Here is a 17,196-nt window from a genome sequence, read left to right as displayed (position 1 = left end):
GCAGCATGTCGGTGCTCGGCGTTAGGCTCACCGGCGTGGGTGTGCACCAGCTCGATCGCGCGCAGGCACGACGGATCGCCGTGCGCGCCCAGCTGTTGGCCGATCCACGACCGACCGACCTGCTCACGGTGGTGCGGCAACTGACGCTGCTGCAGATCGACCCGACGGCTGCCGTCGCGCCGAGCGCCGACCTGGTCTGTTGGAGCCGGCTCGGCTCGTCGTACCAGCCCGCGCAACTGCGTCAGGCCCTCGAACGGGACCGGACCCTCTTCGAGCACCAGGCCATGCTGCGACCGATGGACGACCTGGGGCTCTACCTCGCGACGATGGCCGCCTGGCCCCGTCACGAGCGGCAACGCGAGTGGCTGCGCGCGAACGACTCGTTCCGGCGGGACGTGCTCGACCTGCTCGGTCGCTGCGGGCCACTGCTGTCCCGCGACATCCCGGACACCTGCGCGGTGCCCTGGCCGTCGTCGGGCTGGACCAACAACCGCAACGTCACCCAGATGCTGGAGTTCCTGGTCGCCCGGGGCGAGGTCGCGATCTCCGGTCGGCAGGGCCGGCAACGGCTGTGGGACGTCGCCGAGCGGGTCTACCCGGCCGGCATATCCGTCGTGGCGTTGGAGCAGGCGCTTCGGGTCCGCAACGAGCGCCGGCTACGTGCGCTGGGCATCGCCCGGGCGAAGACGCCGGTCCTCCCCGGCGAGCCGGCGGAGGTCGGTGACGCCGGTGAGCCGGCGGTGGTCGAGGGAGTTCCGGGGGTCTGGCGGGTGGACCCGGCCGCGCTGGGGCAGCCGTTCACCGGGCGTACGGCGTTGTTGTCGCCGTTCGACCGCCTGGTGCACGACCGGGTCCGCCTCGAAGAGCTCTTCGAGTACGAGTACGTGCTGGAGATGTACAAACCGAAGGCGAACCGCCGGTGGGGCTACTTCGCGTTGCCGATCCTGCACGGCGACCGGCTGGTCGGAAAGGTGGACGCCACGGCCGACCGCCGGCGCGGCACGTTCACCGTGCACGCCGTCCACGAGGACGTGCCCTTCAGTCCGCAGGTGAGCCGAGCCGTGCGCGACGAGCTGCGTGACCTGGCGTCCTGGCTCTCGCTGACCCCGGAGGGTCTGCGCTGACGGGTGATCGCCGAGGCCCCCGCGCCCCGACGAGCACCCGTCGCTGCCCACGCGATCCGACGTGGACGCCTACGCGATCCGGCGGACCCGGCGCACGGCGAGATAGAGCAGCAGCAGGGCGAGGGCGACGAAGACGCCCGTCTCGATGCCCTGGAACAGCCAGAACCGGTCCGCCGGCTGGTAGAGCTGCCAGTTGTACGCGCCCGGCTCGAGGCCCAGCTCGGCCCCGCAGATCCGACCGTCCGGCCCCTTTCCGCCCGGCGGACACTGGATCCGGGTGTCCTCCGCGATCATCGTCCCGTCGGGGTTACGGACGCCCTGGGTGAGGATCCAGTCACCCCGGCTGACCTCCGGAGGTCCGTCCCCCTCGATCGGGAACGTCTGGGTGCGGGCCGGCTGGTAGTGCGGCCGGGCCAGGACTTCCACCGCCGCCCGTACGCCGATGAACCCGGCCAGGGTGATGCCCATGGCGGGCAGCATCCGCTTCCAGACGGTGCCGGCGAAGATGCCGAGCGCCACCGCGAAGAGGGTGTACCCGATCGGGACGACGCCCTGCAGGTCGAAGACGATCATGCCGAACCGGCCCTCGTACGCGGCCTGGGTGAGCGGGTCGACCCACCACGACATGCCCAGCCCGTAGACCGCCGCGAGGATCACGACGGCCGCGCCCACCAGCCCGAACTTCACCAGGGCCCAGCGGGTCCGGCCGACGCCCTGGGTCCAGACGAACCGGTGCGTGCCCTGCTCCACCTCGCGGGCGACCAGCGGGGCACCCCAGAACAGGCCGACCAGCGCCGGCAGGGTGATCAGCAGTACGGCCACCAGGTTGAGGCTGCCGTAGCGCTCGGTGAAGCGGTGGAAGGCCGCGTCGCAGCCGGTCCGGGCCGTTGCTGCCACGTTCGGGTCGTTGAGTTGGCGTACGCACTCCGCCAGCCCGAGGTCGGCGAAGCTGCTCCGCATGGACAGGCCGATCGGTACCAGCAGAGCGGCGAGCGCCGCGAGCCCCAGCAGGGTGTAGAACGCCTGCTTGCGGTGTTGTCGCCAGGTCAACCAGATCATGCTGCTACCCCCCACTCGCTGTGACTGGTCTGCGTGGTCCCGTCGGCCAGGTAGGCCAGCACGACGTCCTCCAGGCTGACCTCGCGGACCGTCCAGGCCGGGTCGGTGACCGGGCCGTCGGTGCGGACCAGCAGCGTGGACTGCCGGTCGGTGTGGCTGGCCCGGACCACGGCGGCGACGCCCCCGATAGCGCCGCCGTCGTGCCGGGGGCCGACCAGTTGGCGATGCTCGGCGACCAGGTCGTCGACCGCGCCGGTGAGCTGCACCCGGGAGGCGTTGAGCACGATCAGGTAGTCGCAGACGCGCTCCAGGTCGGCCAGCAGGTGCGAGGAGAGCAGCACGGTGGTGCCGGACTCCGCGACGCTGCCCATCAGCGACTGGAGGAACTCCCGCCGGGCCAGGGGGTCGAGGCTGGCGACCGGCTCGTCGAGCAGCAGCAGCCGGGGCTGCTTGGCCAGTGCCAGGGCGAGCGCCACCTGGGCTCGTTGCCCACCGGACAGCTTGCCGACCGGCTTGTCCGGCGGTATGCCGAGCTGCGCCAGCCGGGTGCGGGCCAACGTCGCATCCCACCGCTTGTTCAGCTTGCCGCCGGCGATGACCAGCTCGGCGGCGGTGAAGTCCCGGTACAGCGGGGTCTCCTGGGCGACGAACCCGATGTCGGCCAGGCCCTCCGTGTCGCCGTACGGGGATCTGCCGAAGATCCGGACCGCGCCCGCGTCGGGCTTCAGCAGGCCGACGGCCAGGTGCAACAGCGTGCTCTTGCCCGCACCGTTCGGCCCGACCAGCGCGGCGATCCGGCCGGCCGGCAGGTGCAGCGAGCAGTCCCGCAGCGCCCAGGTGCTGCCGTACCGCTTGCCCAGCCGGTCGGCCTCCAAGACATGGTCCATTCTCTGTCCTCTCGTTCCGCTCATGCGGGTTCCTTCTGCGGGGTGTCCTCGGCGAGGGTGGCGCGCAGCGTGGTCTCCACCAGGGCGATGACGTCCTCGGCCGTGAGGCCGGCGGTCTGCGCCCGGTGCAGCCAGGCCACCAGGTCGTCGCGTAGCTCGGCCTGGTTGGGCAGGGACGCGCCGGCCAGGGTGCGCTGGACGAACGTGCCCACCCCGGGTCGGCCGCCGACCAGACCCTCGATCTCCAACTCCCGGTACGCCTTCAGCACCGTGTTCGGGTTGATCGCCAGGGATTGGGCGACGTCCCGGACCTTCGGCAACTGGTCGCCCGGCGTCAGCAGGCCGACCCGTAGAGCCTGTTTCACCTGCTGCACGAGCTGCATGTAGGTGTTCACCTTCGACCGGCTGTCCAGTACGAACTCGATCACTCGCGATGATCCTTCCTGTTGTCCTACGACAGTAGGACTAATAGACAGCTTCACCGGGAAGGTGCCCGCTGTCAAGGCCGGCGCGGCGCGTCCTGCCCGGGCCCGGCGCGGCACCGTCGGCTGCCCGGCGTGTCGGCCGAGGTGGCACCGGTAGGCCACGAATCGGCACCGAGGGGTCAGCCGCTCGGGAAGGAACCGGCAGCGATCCAGGTGGTAGGGGAGGTCTGCGATGGTCACCAACGAACTGACGACGCCGAGGGCTACCCCACTACAGGAAGCCCGCGCCCGTGGGCGGGTACGCGGGCGACTGATCCTGCTCGGCCCGGCGTTCGTCGCTGCGGTCGCCTACGTCGACCCGGGCAACTTCGCCACCAACTCCGCCGCCGGTGCCCGCTACGGCTACCTGTTGGTCTGGGTCGTCGTCGTGGCCAACCTGATGGCGATGCTGGTGCAGACACTCACCGCGAAGTTGGGTCTGGCCACCGGCCACAGCCTGCCCGAGCTGTGCCGGGAACGCCTGCCGAAGCCCCTCAACAAGGCCATGTGGGTGCAGGCCGAGCTGGTCGCCATGGCCACCGACCTGGCCGAGGTGATCGGTGGCGCGGTCGCCCTGTACCTGCTCTTCGGCATCCCCCTGCTGCCCGGCGGGATCATCATCGGCACCACCGCGTTCGCCGTGCTCGCGCTGCGCTCGCGGGGATTCCGCGCCTTCGAGATCGCCATCGCCGTGGGGCTCGGCGTCATCGTCCTGGCCTTCGCGGCGAACCTGCTCGCCGCCGGCTCCGACCCGGGCTCCGCCGTGGCCGGCCTGGTGCCTCGACTCCGGGGCACCGACAGCGTGCTGCTGGCCGCCGGAATCCTCGGTGCCACAGTCATGCCGCACGTCATCTACGTGCACTCCGCACTGACCCGGGACCGCATCCCCGCCTCCGACGACACCGAGCGTCGGATCCTGTTCCGTGGTCAACGCACCGATGTGCTGCTCGCCCTGAGCGCGGCCGGCGCGGTCAACCTCGCCATGCTGTTGATCGCCGCCGCCAGCTTCCGGGGTGGCGGACCGGGTGGCGCGGACAGCCTGGAGGGCGTGCACGCCGGCCTCGGCGAGACCATCGGCACCGCTGCGGCGTTCGGCTTCGCGATCGCTCTGCTGGTCTCCGGGCTCGCCTCCACGAGCGTCGGCACCTACGCCGGCGAGGTGATCATGGAGGGCTTCCTGCGGCGGCGGATTCCGCTGCTGCTGCGCCGGCTGGTCACCCTGGTGCCGGCGCTGGCCGTGCTCGCGATCGGCCTCGACCCCACCCGCGCACTCGTGTTGTCCCAGGTCGTCCTCAGCTTCGGCATCCCGTTCGCGCTGATCCCGGTGGTCGCCTTCACCCGCCGTCGGGACCTGATGGGCAACCTGGTCAACCACCCGCTCACCACCGCCGCCGCGTCCCTGGTGGCCGTCCTGGTGGTCGCGCTGAACGCCTTCCTGCTCTGGCAGGTCGTCGCGGGCTAGACCGGCTGGCAGGCATGGCTGCGTCGGCTCGCCCAGCTCGGCCACGTCGAGGTGGTCAGGTTCGGCGGCCCTCGTCGCGGGCCGGGATCTCCTGGCGCTGTTCGAGGGCGTCCGCCGGGTCGGCGTCGGCCGGCAGCGACGTCACGTCTTCCAGTGCGCCCGCCGGCAGAGCGCCCTGCTCGGCCAGGTCCGCCTCGGACGCTTCGGGGTCGACGTCACCCGACATCCGGTCCGGCGGCCCGTAGTCGACGGCGTTCCGCCGTTGCTCCTGGGCATCCGCCTCCGGCGGAGGGAACGTGTCGCCCTGATCATCCCGGTACGTGCTCATCGGAGCCTCCTCGCGACGGTTGTCGACATGCCACCGGTTCGCTGCCTACCCACCACCACCGCCGTCACGCCCTGAGCTGCCGCGCCACGGCTTCCGTGGTCTCCGGATGGGCGGCCAGCAGTGCGGTCACCGCACCCGGTTCGGCGGGCGGATCGGCCGACGGCAGCCACCCGCAGTCGTGACCGAGCAGCCTGGCGACGGCATCGACGGCCTCCGGATGGGCGGCGAGTAGCACGCCCACCCGCCGCTGCGGCGCGGCGACCGTGACCGCCTGCGGTGGGGACAGGGGCGTCAGCCACGGCGGCACCCAGGAATCCAACTCGGGCAGCGCCCCCGGGAAGGTGCGCCCCGCCTCGCGGACCAGTAACGGGACCAACTCCGGCCCCTGGTCCCGCAGTGTCGTGATCAGGGTGGGCAGCCAGGGCAGCAGCACCGGGTCGGGCAGTCGGGCGAAGGCGGTGGACATCGTCTCGACGACGAACGGTGCCAACCCGGGCACCGGCTCCAGCGCGTGCACGAGGCCGGCAAGATACTGCGGGAAGGCGGGCACCACCAACGGGTTGGCCAGCAGCTCAGCGCACCGGGCCCGTAGCTCGGCCAGCGGTAACAGGCCGAGCTGGTGTCGGCCCGCCCAGAGCAGGGCGACCTTCGCCGGCGCCGTCGGGTGCGACTGCGCCACGGCCAGCTCCAACTGGGACCGGTCGCAGCCCAGCGACAGCGCCAGGCCCTCCACGGAGAACAGGAAGCCGAGCATCGCGGCCACCTGCCGGACCTCCGTCTCCTCCGCGGTGACGGCGGTCGGCAGCAGGGTGCAGTAGTGCGCGTACCCGGTGGTCACGAACGCCTCGCACCAGGCCGGCAGGCTCGGCGCGGTGGTTCGGTAGTGCGCCAGCAGGCCGCGGATGCGGCGCAGCACGTCCGGGGCGTCGTCGACGGTGCGCTCGGCGGCCAGCAGGTCCACCGCCCGCGCACCTAGCTCGTCCACCAGGCGCGGACTGTCGAGCAGTCGAATGGCGTCCTCCACGGCGGCGAGTGCGCCGGAGGCGGTGGCGTCGGGGCCGCGTACCGCCCGGCGCAGTCGTTGCTCCAGGACCTGCTCGACGGTCACCCCTTCGTAACCCAGCTCGATCAGCGCGCGTTGGTTGCGGCCGAGCGCCAGGTCCCAGCTCTCCTGGATCGAGCGGTGCCCGAGCCGGCGCTCACCCATGATCGGGCGCACCGCGTCCGGTGGCAGCAGGTGCCGCAGGATCCACAACAGGTCGGAGCAGGGGGCCAGCTCGGGGTGGCCGCCCAGATCCAGCAGCGCCCGCTGGACGGGCCGCTTCTCCAGGGCGAGACCGAGCGGCTGGAGCCGGTCGAGGACGTCGCGGGCCAGCGGCGGAAGGGAGTCGTAACCGACCTGACCGATCCGGTCGCCGCCGAGCAGGATCTCGCAGAGCCGCCGGACGTCCCGCCGGCCGGGCACCACGTCCTTCTCGATGCAGGTGACCGCCGCGTCGGCGAAGTCGTACGGAGTGGGTCGCACCCGATTGCGGAGGCCGGCCAGCAGGACCGAGGTCTCGAAGACGGCGATCGCGTCGGCCGTGCTGGCCAGGTAGCCGTTGCGGCGGGCGAGCCGGACGATGTCGACGCACCAGCCGCGTAGCTCCGCCTCGTCGAGGCCGTCCAGCTCGGGCGGTGCGGCGAGGAAACCGGTGAGTGCGTCGTTGACCGGGCCGGGGGCGGCGGGTGGCACCGCTGTGGCACGGCCTCGCCGGCCCCGGGTCGCCGCGGTGCGTTGGCCGTCCAGCCGGTACGGGGACAGCCGGTGACGGCTCACCGCCTTCGTCCAGGTCGCCGCGGCGATCGACACCGAGCCGGGCGCCAGGTGGAACTGCGCCTCGATGGCCGAGTGACTGGACGGGATCAGCCCGTACCGCCACCGGGTCTCGGTGCGCGGCGTGATGTCGAAGTCGGCGGCGGTGGAACTCAGCCCGAACTGCTCCACCCGGCTGGCGGCGTGGAACGCGCCGCAGACGTAGAGACAATCGGCGGGATCGACGCCGGAGGTGGCGAGGTGCTGACGCATCCGCGTCCACATGTACCGCTCGCGGTCCTCGTCCCGGTCCAGTCGGTCCGCGTCGGCCGGACGCAACCGTCGGAACAGGCTGCCGACCAGCACCATCACCTGTCGGTAGGTGTCGTAGTCGGCGTCGGCCAGCGGGCGTTCGACGTACTGGTCCCACCACTCCGACCAGTGCCGCACCTTGCCGTGGTGCAGCAGATAGGCCTCCAGCTCCGCGAACCGGGGCCGCAGGTCACCGATCTCCAGCCCGACGGCGTCGCCATGCAGCCCGGACTCGTCGGTCGGGTCGGCGGCCGGCCCGGAGTCGCCGTCCGGGGCGGTCAGATCCTCGCGTGGTGACCACTGGAAGACGTGGTCGGTGGAGCGGTCCACCAGCACCAGTTCCACTCCGGGGGTCTCCAGCGCGTACGCGATGGCCTGGTATTCCGCCGACGCCTCGGTGACCGGCGCGACGACGCTGAGCGGACCCCAGTCGGCGGGAAAGCCGGACAGCTCCGACGCGAACGCCTGCACCGCGACCGGGAGGCGGCAGTTGCGCAGCTCCCCGAGCAGCGGCTGAAGATCCTCACACAGCTCCAGGTAGATCACCCGGGGCTGCTTGGCCCGTAGTCGGCGCACCATCGCCAGCGCGGAGGCCGGCGAGTGGTGGCAGACCGGAAAGATCTCCAGCCGCTCGGCGAGCGCGCGGTCAACGTCGTCGACGATGCCCGCGAGGATCGCACCGAGCGCGTCGGGGGAGCCGGCGAACGTGGAGGCCGCGTCAGTGAGCTGCCCGCGCAGCGCGTCGAAGGGGCCGGCGACGGTGGGTGCGGTCACGACAGGGACGCGATCGCCTGGCGACCGCCGTCGAGGAAGCCGGCCCATCCGTCGTCGTCCTTACGCGCGCGCGGCTCCACCACGCCGTGCAGGTACTTGTTGAGGATCGCCAGGTCCTCCGGGCTGCGCCGGGCCAGCGAGCCGACCAGCGACCCGGCGATCGTGGCCGCCCGCAGTGTGCGGTCGCCGAAGAACTGGCTGTGCAGGATGGCGTCCTCCAGGACGCCGATCTGCTCGGCGGTGGACAGGGCCGACTCCAGCTTCTCGTCGTCGCTGGTCGCGGCGGCGGCACCGGCCCGCAGGTCGGCGAAGCTCTGCAGCAGGATGTCCAGCAGCGTGGGAGGCACGTCCAGCTCGATGCGGTGCCGGCGCAGCAGCTCCTCGGTGCGGAAGCGGACGATCTCGGCCTCGCTGCGCTTGTTGGTCACCACCGGGATCCGGACGAAGTTGAACCGCCGCTTGAGCGCCGAGGAGAGGTCGTTGACGCCCCGGTCGCGGCTGTTCGCGGTGGCGATGATCGAGAAGCCGGGCTGGGCGAAGACGATGTTGTCGTGGTCCAGCTCGGGGATGGCGACGTACTTCTCGGACAGGATCGAGATCAGCGCGTCCTGCACGTCGCTCGTGGAACGGGTCAACTCCTCGAAGCGACCGACCACGCCCTGCTCCATCGCCGTCATGATCGGAGACGGGATCATCGACTCCCGGGACTGCCCCTTGGCGATGACCATGGACACGTTCCACGAGTACTTGATGTGGTCCTCGGTGGTGCCCGCGGTGCCCTGGACGACCAGGGTCGAGTTGCGGCAGATCGCGGCGGCCAGCAGCTCGGCCAACCAGCTCTTGCCGGTGCCGGGGTCACCGATCAGCAGCAGGCCGCGATCCGAGGCGAGGGTGACGATGGCCCGCTCGACGAAGCTGCGGTCGCCGAACCACTTCTGCGGGATCTCCCGGGACAGGCCGTCGGCGCGCTCCGAGCCGAGGATGAACAGACGGACCATGCGGGGGCTCAGTCGCCAGGAGAACGGCTTCGGGCCGGTGTCGACCGACTCGAGGAAGTCGAGCTCGTCGGCGTACGTGACCTCGGCGGGGGCGCGCAGCATCTCGGACATGAGGGTTGCTCTCCTAGGTGAGGAAGTTCTTGAGCTCGACGACGAGTTTGCGGATGTGCCCCGAGATGACCGGGGTGCCGAGGTCCTTGAAACGTTGACGGAACCAGGGGTTGACGCTCTGCTGGCCGGAACTGCTGACAGAGCCGACCGGGATGACCCGTACGCCGGAGCGGTGCACCGCGACGAGGCCGTCGAACAATGGCTGAGACCTGTCGAACTCGTAGAAATCCGAGATCCACACCAGCACCGTGTTCTTCGGCTCGACGATTTTCGGCCGGGCCAGCGCCAGCGCCACCGGCCCGTCGTTGCCACCACCGAGCTGGGTACGGAGCAGCACCTCGAACGGGTCGTGCACCCACGGGGTGAGGTCCAGGGCTCGCGTGTCGTACGCGATCAGGTGCACGTCGACCTTCGGCAAGCCGGCGAAGATCGACGCGAGGATGGTGCAGTTGACCATCGAGTCGACCATGGAGCCGGACTGGTCCACCACGACGATGAGCCGGGCCGGGGTGGTGCGCCGGGCGGTCTGCCGGTAGTAGAGCCGGTCGACGTAGAGCCGCTCGTCCTCCGGGCTCCAGTTGGTCAGGTTCTGCCAGATGGTCCGGTCGAGGTCCAGGTTCCGGAACACCCGCTTGGGGGGCACCGACCGGTCCAGTGCCCCGGCGCTGGTCTGTTGCACCTGCGTTCGCAGCACCTCGGCGACCTCGTCGACGAAGCGCCGGATCAACGCCTTGGCGTTGACCAGTGCCACCCCGGAGAGGTTGGCCTTGTCCCGCAGCAACTGCTCGATCAGGGACATGCTGGGGGTCAACGCCTTGGCCAGCGCCGGGTCGGCGAGCACCTCCCGCAGGTGCATGCGCCGGACCAGGTCACCCTCCAGGCCCGCGAGGGTGGCGCCCAGCCCGCTGCCCTGCCGGCGCAGCTCGCCGGGCTCGCCCCCGAGCGCCTGCTCGAACCAGCCGGCGTCCGACTGCCAGCGGGCCAGTTGGTTGGCGCTGACCGCACCGGAGCCGGTGGCGAACACGTTGAGCAGCACCTTCGACACCAGCGCGGCCCGGCGGACCTCGGCCTCGCCGGGCCGGTGGGCTTCGGCGTCGCTGTCGCCGGGGCCGTCGTCGCCGGGGCCGTCGTCGCCGGGGCTGAGTAGCCCGCGCAGCTCCGCCGCGAGTGCCGGAAAGCGTTGCACGACGGTGTCCACCGAGACCGCCGGGTCCAACAGGGCGGTGGGCAGCCCGAGGTCGTCGACCACGGCGACGCTCGCGGACTCCAGGGTGGGCTGCTCGTCGCGGTCGAACAGGCGCGACAGCAGCCTCCAGTAGAGGACCTGGCGGCGGTTGGCGTCGGCGGACCCGCCGTTGGGGATCGGTTCGGTCATCGGCGCAGCAACCGTCCCGCGCGCTCGCGCAGCACGGCCACGGCGTCGCCCGCCCGAGCCTCCTCCTTGGCGATCTTCGGATCGGTGACACCGCGCGCCCAGTCGCCGTTGTGAGCCTGCACCGCACGTCGTTTCACGGTGGCGCGCACCGCCAGCGGCTGGAGCTGCCACCGACCGTCGTCCCAACGCAGCAGGCCCAGGAAGGTCGACGCGGCGGCGACCAGGTCGGCGGTGAGAGAGCCGGCTGCCGGTAACCGGTCGACGGCCAGCACGACCCGTTCGCCGTCCACCTCGACCGCGAGCGCGCCGTCCTCGTCGTGGACCGGGTTGCCCTCGACGAGCACCGGTTCGGCGATGAGCGTCGGGTGTCGGTCCAGTGGGGCGGTCGAGGCCGCGACCGCCGGGGGCAGCAGCACCCGGGCGGTGGCGAACGGGTCGGCGGGCTCGTCGAGTCGGGCCCGCTCGTCGACCCAGCCCAGATCGCCGCCACGCAGTGGCAGGTCGCTGACGGTCAGCGCCCGCTGCTCGGCCAGCGCGGTGAGCAGCATCGGGTGTGCCGAGAGCAGCCGCCAGACCGCTGGCCCGACGATGGTGTCCACCTTCGCGGCGGCGACCGCCGTGCGGACCAGCCGCGCCGGCCCACCGTCGACCGGCTCCAGGACGGCGTGCAACTGAACCTGCACGGCCGTGTCGTGGGTGTGCACATCCACACCGAGCGGCAGCAGCCGGCCGGAGACCCGTGGCGCCTCGTCGGTCGGCTGGGTGCCCTCGCTGAGCAGCACGCCCCGGGCCCAGAGGTCGGCCCAGCGCCGGGCGGGCACCTGCGCCATGGTGGCGACCGGGGCGCAGGCCCGCAGTTCGGCGGTGAGACCGTCGAGCAGCACCGCGAGTCGGCGTAGCCCCGGCTCGGCCAGGGCCGCCTCGACCACCGTCGCCGCGGCGGAGAGCCGCTCGTGGTCGACGCCGCGCCAGCCGGTGACGGCCACCTCGTGCCACCACGCCCGGGCGCCCGCGAGGGCGGGTAGCGCCTCGGCCGGCCCGGAGACGGCCATCGCCCATGGTGACCGCTGCCGTCCCAGCACCGCGTCGCACTGCCCGAGGAGAGCGTCGTGCGCCGCGCCGAGCAGCGCCGAGCGTGCCCCGGCGAGGGCGGTGAGGTGCTCGGGGCTGACCGACCCGGCGGTGGCCGCGCTGACCGCGGCGGCGACCGGGTCGGCCAGTGGGGTGCCGGCCATCGCGCCGGCGAACGCGGCCAGTGCCACCGCATCCTGCTCGCCGACCCGGCCGAAGCCGTTGGCGAGGGCGTCGTCGAATCCGGCGACCACGTCGAGCGCGTCGGTCAGCCCGACCGGAGCCTCGCGGAGCTGCATGACCTGGGTGCCGCGCATCAGCGGGCCGCCCCGGTCGCCGGGAACCACTGCAGCTCGGGCAGCGCGACCGTGCTGCCCGACTGCTCCAGGTAGGACAGGTGGCGCAGGAAGCGGCTGAACACCATCGCCGCCGATGTCGGCTCGTGCCTGGCGTCCAGCCGGGCCAGCAGTGCCGCACCGCCGGACACCCCGTCACCGACGTCGACCCGCAGGTAACGGGCGACCCGGGCGGCCCCGTACTGGAGGAGCGCCTCGTCGGCGAGCGCCTGCAGGTGCTTGCACGGAGCGCCGCGCAGGCCACCGCACGGCCGGTTGTTGTTGGTGCTGCAGTGATAGGCGTGGGTGCCGGCGGAGACCGACGAGACGTAGACCCGCTCGATGTCCGAGCCGCTGGAGACGACGCCCTGCAACCGCCCGTCAGCCAGTTCGACGAAGGGCACCTTGGCCAGTTTGCGGGGCCGTGCTGGCGGCACCACCGCCAGCACGCTGCGCCGTCGCCATCCGGCTCCGTCGGCGTCCGTCACGTCACGCCCTCCCACCATCGACATACCCAGGGTGATGCGCACGCCTGCCGGGGACCGGCGGCGCTGCGACGACACGATCATGGACGACGGGTACGACAGATCCGGTGGCGGCCCGCCGCCGGGCTGGCGGTCTCCGAGCCGTGGAGCCGGTCAGCCGACCGGTGCCTCGGGCGTCTGGTTCCGGCGGGCACCGGCGGCCAGTCCCAGCGCCAGCAGCGCGCACACCGCGCCGACCAGGAAGAGCAGTGAGGCGGCCGGCTGACCCAGCCACTCCCAGAACGGGTGCCAGGCCGGGTGTGACTCGCCGAGGTGGTGGCGCAGCAGCGACGGGACGGCCAGCAGCACCGGCAGCCACCACAGCACCACGGCCACGCCCAGCAGGACACTCACCGCCCCGCCGCGCCGTCGTCCCGCGGTGCGACGGCTGGCCCAGCCGAAGACCCACCACCCGGCCACCGCGCCCAACAGCGTGCCGAACACCCCGGCGGGGACCACCAGCGGCGGTGGCGCGCGGTGCAGCTCGACCGCAAGGTAGGTGGCGTCGACGGCGGTCTGCGACGAGACCGAGGCGTTCAGGATGGTGTCGCCCCGTCGAGCGGTCAGGGTGGTGTCGGTGATCGGCAGCGGGGTGGCGCACATCTTGTCGGCGCAGCTGATTCCCTCGGCCACCCGCGGGTCGTACACCCGCCAGCCGGCACCGGTCAGGCGGTCCCGGGCCACCGCGACGATCTGCTCGGCGGGCACCGGTGGCGCGCCGAAGGCGGCGGCACCGGTGGCGCTCTCCTGGTATTCACCGCCGTCACCGAACACCAGGGTCTTCACGGTGCCCAGACGCAACGCGTGCCCGTAGACGACGAAGAGCGCGGGCGGGGTGTCGATCTCGCCGAGGTCGTGGCCGGGAAAGGCCATGGTCAGGATGGCGCTGGCCTCGGCCCGGTCGGGTTGCGCTCGGGAGGTCTCCCAGGCGGCCCGGCTGGCCAACGCGCCGGTGAAGAGGCCGCAGACGAGCGCGGCGAGTGGCACCCAGACGACGGCCGCGCCCCTGCTCGGACGGCCCAGGCGGCGGAGCAGCCGCCGCCCGAACGGGCGGGCCGCGGAGGTGTTGGTCCCGGGCATGATCACCTTCCGATCGAGTACGAGGCGGAGCGACGGTACATCGACCAGGGGTGTGGACGGGTACCGCGACTACCACCGTCAGCGGCCGGGATCGGACAAGATGGGCGGGTGGCCGGGGCACGGCCGCGACGAGGAGGACGGGCGATGCGGGTACGCGGGCGGTTGAGCTGGGGGCGGCGTGCCCGGGTGGGGGCGGCGCTGGGGGCTCTGCTCACCGGCGTGGTCGCACCGACGGTGGCACTGACGCCGCCGGCGGCGGGCGCGGCGGCGGTCGGTGCGCCGGTGTGCCAGATTCGCGACGACCGGCTCCGCGAGATCTCCGGGATGGTCGCCACCGACGACGGGTACGTGGTCGTCAACGACGGCGCCGACGACGAGGCCCGTCTCCGGATCTTCTTCCTCGACCAGCGGTGCGCGGTGGTCCGGGCGGTCTCCTACCCGTCCCGGCCCCGGGACACCGAGGACCTGGCCGTCGGCCGGGACGGCACCGTCTGGGTCGCCGACATCGGCGACAACGACCGTTCCCGGACGACGGTCGGCGTGTGGCGGCTGGCACCGGGGGCGAAGCAGCCGGTGTTGCACCGGATGACGTACCCGGATCGCCCGCACGACGCCGAGGCGTTGCTGCTCGACGCCGACGGCCAACCGCTGATCATCACCAAGGGTGGCAGCGGCACCGTGTTCCTGTACCGGCCGACCCGCGCGCTGCGGGCGGGGGCGACGACGCCACTGGCCGCGGCCGGCCAGGTGGTCCTCCCGACGACCAGCACCAGCAACCCGTTCTCGTTCCTCGGGCGGGGTGTGGTGACCGGCGCGGCGACCGCGCCGGACGGGCGTCGGGTGGTGCTGCGCAGCTACGCCGACGCCTTCGAGTACGACGTCCCCGACGGCGACGTGGTCAAGGCGTTGACCTCCGGCACCCCCCGGACCACCCCGTTGCCGGACGAGCCCCAGGGCGAGTCGATCACCTACAGTCGCGACGGCGGGTCGCTGCTCACCGTCTCCGAATCCGCGGACCAGCCGCCGGGCACCCGTCCGACGATCCTGCGCTACCCGACCACGGCCGAGACGGCCACCACCGCGGCCCCGACGGGCTCCACCGGTCCGGTGGCGCCCACGGCGGTCCGTCCGGTCGCCGAGGACACCGGCGGTGCGGCCGACCGGACCTGGCCGCTGGTCGCCGGCGGCGGGACACTGTTGGCCCTGCTCGGGCTGGCCGGCGTGCTGCGGTGGAGGCACACCGCACGTCGCTGAGCGAACGGGGCCGGTGCGGCAGGATGGGTCCATGTCCACGCTGTCCACGTTGCGTCACCCGATCGTCGCCGCTCCGATGGCGGGCGGCCCGTCCACGCCCGCGCTCGCGGCTGCCGTCTCCGCGGCCGGTGGGCTGGGCTTCCTGGCCGCTGGGATGATCGACACCGGCCGGCTGGCCGCCGACGTCGCCGAGGTCCGCGCCCGCACCGACCGGCCGTTCGGGGTCAACCTCTTCCTGCCCGACCCGGGCGGCGTCGACGAGGCTGCCATCCTGGCGTACGCCGAACGGCTCGCCCCGCAGGCCGCCCAGCGCGGGGTCAGCCTGGGTGAACCGGTCGGCGGCGACGACGCGTACCCGGAGAAGCTGGCCGCCCTGCTCGCGGACCCGGTCCCGGTGGTGTCCTTCGTGTTCGGGCTGCCCGAGCGGGCGGCGGTGGCCGCCCTGCGCGAGCGGGGCACCGAGGTGTGGGCAACGGTCACCCGCCCGGACGCCGCGACGGCCGCCGCCGACCTCGGCGTGGACGCGGTGGTGGTGCAGGGCACCGAGGCCGGTGGGCATCGCGGCGGCCTGCCGGACGACGACGACTACGCGCTGCTGCCGTTGCTCCGGCTGACCGCCGCCCGCTGTGACCTGCCGCTGGTGGCCGCGGGGGGCATCGTCGACGGCCCCGCGCTGGCCGCCGTGCTGGCTGCCGGCGCCACCGCCGCGCAGCTCGGCACGGCCTTCCTGCGCTGCCCGGAGGCGGGCAGTTCACCGATGCACCGGGAGGCGGTGGCCGGCACCGCGCCGACCGCGTTGACCCGCTCCTTCACCGGCAAGCGGGCCCGTGGCGTCGCCAACGACTTCCTGCGCCAGTACGACGCCGCGGCACCGACCGGTTACCCACAGGTGCTGCACCTGACGCGTCCACTGCTCGCCGCCGCCCGGCGCGACGGGGACGCGTCGGTCGCGAACGCCTGGGCCGGACAGGCGCACGCGCTGGCCCGGGACCTGCCCGCGGCCGAGGTCGTCGCCGAGGTGAGCGCCGCTGCCCGGGCGGCGCTCACCGCGCTGGTCGAGCGGTCGACCCGCTGGGGATGACCAGCGCGCCGACAACCGGCCCGGGCGGGCGGGGCAGGACGGCCCGCGGACCCGTTAGAGTCTCGCCGTGATCGAGATCGGCGGGCAGGTCGACCTGTCCCACCCACCCGAGCGGGTCTGGCTCGCACTGACCGATCGGGAACTGCTCGGCCGGTGGTTCGCCGAGGCCGAGACGCTGGAGGGCGTACCGGATCGGCTGCTGCTGCACACCGACGGGTTGCCCGGCTTCGAGGCCAACGTCGAGGTCGAGGTGACCGAGCGGCAGGAGCCGGAACGTCTCGTGCTGACCTGCGACGAGGCCGGCCGGCTCAGCGAGCTGACCTGCGTCGTCACGGCCACGACGCAGGGCTGCCGGCTGGAGGTGCGGGAGGTCACCACGCACGGCGGGTGGTCCGTCGAGCAGCAGAAGCCACGCGAGCAGCAACTCCGGCAGGCGCTCACCGTACGACTGCCGGCCATCCTCGACTGGCTCGCCTTCCAGCAGGTCGACCTGCGGCGCGGCGACGGCGGGATGACCGCCGAACTGCCACTGGTCGGCGCTTCCCGCAACGGGTCCGCCCGCGGTGGTCGGCGTCGTCGGCGGGTGATCGCCGTGCTGGTCGGGCTGGCGGTCGTCGGAGGGCTGGCGGCGTGGGTGGCGCTCCCGACCGACGCGGAGCAGAGCGCCGCGCCGACCTCGTCACCGTCACCGTCGCCGTCCGTCACGTCCGTCGCGGTCGCCACCACTCCGCGTTCGACGGCCTCGGCGCGCCCCTCGCGGACGGCCGCGTCGCCGATCGTTCGCCCGAGCCGGACCCCGTCGGTGAAGCCGTCGCCCACCCTCGCGGCGCCACCACCGCCCCCGCCACCGCTGACCGCCCGCTACGAGACCGAGTCCAGCCGGCTGTTCGGCTACACCGGCGAAGTGGTGGTCGGCAACCCCGCCACCACTGCGTCGGGGAACTGGGCCGTGGTGGTCAACCTCGCCGACGGCAGCACGGTCGACGACGTCGAGGGCGCGGACTGGCGGCAGGACGGCAGGGCGGTCACCTTCACCGGCGCGGCCCTGCCGGCCGGAGGGTCACAGACGTTCCGCTTCGACGTACGCGACAACCGGCCCAAGGCCCGGGAACCGGAGAGCTGCACGGTGGGCGGCAACCCGTGCGCCGGCCTCTGACCTAGG

15 protein-coding genes are annotated in these 17,196 nt (G+C 72.8%); 5 read left to right on the top strand and 10 right to left on the bottom strand.

Annotated elements, in window-relative coordinates; genetic code table 11:
* Positions 1-35: 35 nt before the first annotated feature.
* Complete coding sequence (locus ABGB10_RS23075) at positions 36-1,124, top strand: crosslink repair DNA glycosylase YcaQ family protein (RefSeq protein WP_347662980.1); 1,089 nt, start codon at positions 36-38, stop codon at positions 1,122-1,124.
* Positions 1,125-1,193: 69 nt separating this feature from the next.
* Here the strand turns inward: ABGB10_RS23075 and ABGB10_RS23070 are convergent, their stop codons facing one another.
* From ABGB10_RS23070 to ABGB10_RS23060, 3 genes are read right to left on the bottom strand one after another with little or no spacing between them, the layout of a single operon-like run.
* Positions 1,194-2,183 (bottom strand): transporter, encoded by a 990-nt coding sequence (locus tag ABGB10_RS23070; protein WP_347662978.1) that lies wholly within the window; start codon positions 2,181-2,183, stop codon positions 1,194-1,196.
* Positions 2,180-3,070 (bottom strand): ABC transporter ATP-binding protein, encoded by an 891-nt coding sequence (locus ABGB10_RS23065; protein ID WP_347662976.1) that lies wholly within the window; start codon positions 3,068-3,070, stop codon positions 2,180-2,182. Before ABGB10_RS23065 ends, ABGB10_RS23070 begins: the two co-directional genes overlap by 4 nt.
* 20 nt (positions 3,071-3,090) lie before the next feature.
* Positions 3,091-3,498, bottom strand: coding sequence for a GntR family transcriptional regulator (locus tag ABGB10_RS23060; protein WP_282307282.1), 408 nt, complete (start codon positions 3,496-3,498; stop codon positions 3,091-3,093).
* Positions 3,499-3,727: 229 nt separating this feature from the next.
* Between ABGB10_RS23060 and ABGB10_RS23055 the strand changes: the two genes are divergently transcribed.
* Complete coding sequence (locus tag ABGB10_RS23055) at positions 3,728-4,996, top strand: Nramp family divalent metal transporter (protein WP_347662975.1); 1,269 nt, start codon at positions 3,728-3,730, stop codon at positions 4,994-4,996.
* Positions 4,997-5,051: 55 nt separating this feature from the next.
* On the opposite strand, the gene ABGB10_RS23050 is transcribed toward ABGB10_RS23055, so the two are convergent.
* The 7 genes from ABGB10_RS23050 to ABGB10_RS23020 all read right to left on the bottom strand — a co-directional run bounded on the left by ABGB10_RS23050 (position 5,052) and on the right by ABGB10_RS23020 (position 13,699).
* On the bottom strand, positions 5,052-5,324 hold the full coding sequence (locus ABGB10_RS23050; protein WP_347662974.1) for a hypothetical protein: 273 nt from the start codon (positions 5,322-5,324) through the stop codon (positions 5,052-5,054).
* 64 nt (positions 5,325-5,388) lie between these two features.
* Positions 5,389-8,205 (bottom strand): hypothetical protein, encoded by a 2,817-nt coding sequence (locus tag ABGB10_RS23045; protein ID WP_347662973.1) that lies wholly within the window; start codon positions 8,203-8,205, stop codon positions 5,389-5,391.
* Positions 8,202-9,314 carry an AAA family ATPase gene (locus ABGB10_RS23040; protein WP_145784416.1) on the bottom strand — a complete coding sequence of 371 codons (1,113 nt, stop codon included), beginning with the start codon at positions 9,312-9,314 and terminating at the stop codon, positions 8,202-8,204. Before ABGB10_RS23040 ends, ABGB10_RS23045 begins: the two co-directional genes overlap by 4 nt.
* Before the next feature lie 13 nt (positions 9,315-9,327).
* Positions 9,328-10,689 (bottom strand): VWA domain-containing protein, encoded by a 1,362-nt coding sequence (locus tag ABGB10_RS23035; protein ID WP_347662972.1) that lies wholly within the window; start codon positions 10,687-10,689, stop codon positions 9,328-9,330.
* A complete protein-coding gene (locus tag ABGB10_RS23030) occupies positions 10,686-12,077 on the bottom strand; it encodes a hypothetical protein (protein WP_347662971.1) in 1,392 nt (463 codons plus the stop codon). The genes ABGB10_RS23035 and ABGB10_RS23030 overlap by 4 nt, the downstream gene beginning before the upstream one ends.
* A complete protein-coding gene (locus ABGB10_RS23025) occupies positions 12,077-12,544 on the bottom strand; it encodes a hypothetical protein (protein WP_347663027.1) in 468 nt (155 codons plus the stop codon). The genes ABGB10_RS23030 and ABGB10_RS23025 overlap by 1 nt, the downstream gene beginning before the upstream one ends.
* Positions 12,545-12,733: 189 nt before the next feature.
* A complete protein-coding gene (locus ABGB10_RS23020) occupies positions 12,734-13,699 on the bottom strand; it encodes a hypothetical protein (protein WP_347662970.1) in 966 nt (321 codons plus the stop codon).
* A 144-nt stretch (positions 13,700-13,843) separates the two neighbouring features.
* Between ABGB10_RS23020 and ABGB10_RS23015 the strand changes: the two genes are divergently transcribed.
* The 3 genes from ABGB10_RS23015 to ABGB10_RS23005 all read left to right on the top strand — a co-directional run bounded on the left by ABGB10_RS23015 (position 13,844) and on the right by ABGB10_RS23005 (position 17,190).
* The gene (locus ABGB10_RS23015) at positions 13,844-14,953 is read left to right on the top strand and encodes a hypothetical protein (RefSeq protein WP_347662968.1); all 1,110 of its coding nucleotides are present in this window, start codon (positions 13,844-13,846) and stop codon (positions 14,951-14,953) included.
* A 31-nt stretch (positions 14,954-14,984) separates the two neighbouring features.
* A complete protein-coding gene (locus ABGB10_RS23010) occupies positions 14,985-16,034 on the top strand; it encodes a nitronate monooxygenase (protein WP_347662967.1) in 1,050 nt (349 codons plus the stop codon).
* A gap of 67 nt (positions 16,035-16,101) precedes the next feature.
* Complete coding sequence (locus ABGB10_RS23005; protein ID WP_347662966.1) at positions 16,102-17,190, top strand: SRPBCC domain-containing protein; 1,089 nt, start codon at positions 16,102-16,104, stop codon at positions 17,188-17,190.
* The last annotated feature ends 6 nt before the right edge of the window (positions 17,191-17,196 follow it).

The organism is Micromonospora sp. B9E7 (assembly GCF_039871815.1).
GTDB lineage: Bacteria > Actinomycetota > Actinomycetes > Mycobacteriales > Micromonosporaceae > Micromonospora.
Note: the sequence above shows the minus strand (reverse complement) of the source record. Positions and strands in the feature narration are given on the sequence as shown.

Excerpts from the sequence above, each read along its gene's own strand:
- ABGB10_RS23070 (WP_347662978.1), bottom strand. The coding sequence starts at position 2,183 with ATGATCTGGTTGACCTGGCGACAACACCGCAAGCAGGCGTTCTACACC.
- ABGB10_RS23065 (WP_347662976.1), bottom strand. The coding sequence starts at position 3,070 with ATGGACCATGTCTTGGAGGCCGACCGGCTGGGCAAGCGGTACGGCAGC.
- ABGB10_RS23055 (WP_347662975.1), top strand. The coding sequence starts at position 3,728 with ATGGTCACCAACGAACTGACGACGCCGAGGGCTACCCCACTACAGGAA.
- ABGB10_RS23050 (WP_347662974.1), bottom strand. The coding sequence starts at position 5,324 with ATGAGCACGTACCGGGATGATCAGGGCGACACGTTCCCTCCGCCGGAG.
- ABGB10_RS23040 (WP_145784416.1), bottom strand. The coding sequence starts at position 9,314 with ATGTCCGAGATGCTGCGCGCCCCCGCCGAGGTCACGTACGCCGACGAG.
- ABGB10_RS23035 (WP_347662972.1), bottom strand. The coding sequence starts at position 10,689 with ATGACCGAACCGATCCCCAACGGCGGGTCCGCCGACGCCAACCGCCGC.
- ABGB10_RS23030 (WP_347662971.1), bottom strand. The coding sequence starts at position 12,077 with ATGCGCGGCACCCAGGTCATGCAGCTCCGCGAGGCTCCGGTCGGGCTG.
- ABGB10_RS23020 (WP_347662970.1), bottom strand. The coding sequence starts at position 13,699 with ATGCCCGGGACCAACACCTCCGCGGCCCGCCCGTTCGGGCGGCGGCTG.
- ABGB10_RS23015 (WP_347662968.1), top strand. The coding sequence starts at position 13,844 with ATGCGGGTACGCGGGCGGTTGAGCTGGGGGCGGCGTGCCCGGGTGGGG.
- ABGB10_RS23010 (WP_347662967.1), top strand. The coding sequence starts at position 14,985 with ATGTCCACGCTGTCCACGTTGCGTCACCCGATCGTCGCCGCTCCGATG.